1 protein-coding gene is annotated in these 602 nt (G+C 39.7%); it reads left to right on the top strand.

Translation table 11 applies throughout. The features are described 5' to 3' along the window. Nucleotides 1-121 precede the first annotated feature (121 nt). Nucleotides 122-602, top strand: a 481-nt coding sequence (locus tag J3U13_RS11360) for a hypothetical protein (protein ID WP_267342172.1), incomplete at its 3' end; no start/stop codon positions are given.

The raw sequence follows: 602 nt of genomic DNA, 5'->3' as shown, positions 1-602 counted from the left end.
GCCACTTATTACTGCCGAACGCCCATTATACCGGATTGGGTCGAGGTGATTGATGAGCGGGGTTTTACGCCAGATATGGATAATCAACCACCCAAATTAAATCATACTGAACAGTAACAGTATGGCTAAACGATATAGCCTGTTAAAAGGCACAGTCAGCCAGCTACAAATTATTGATGACTCAAAAGAGATTGGCTCGAATAATGTCGGCTTAATCGCCATGATAGGATCGCTGATTACTGGGGCGTTTGGCGTAGCGGCTGCGTTATTGACTACGCTGTCAGTGGGCAGTATTACCTTAGAAGGTAAAAAATTTAGTTGCTATGTCGGGCGTAAATTTGTCGAAGGCAAATTAACCCATATTAGTTTTAAAAATGGCGATTATGTTGAAATGGTCGTGGATAAAAGCGATGATGATAACCAGTATCAATCGTATGCGGTCAGAATCCCGAAAATCCACGCTTTATACTTTCCTCACGCAGTGGATACACCGACTTTGCTTCGGTTAAAGTATTCAGCAATAGCCGCTGGTGTATTAAGTTTATTAGCTTATTTATTTTTCTTTATTATGCTTTTAACTGATTTAAATGAAGATTTTTTTT

The organism is Gilliamella sp. B2887 (assembly GCF_026537015.1).
Lineage (GTDB): Bacteria > Pseudomonadota > Gammaproteobacteria > Enterobacterales > Orbaceae > Gilliamella.
This window is presented reverse-complemented; position numbering and strand designations above follow the sequence as displayed.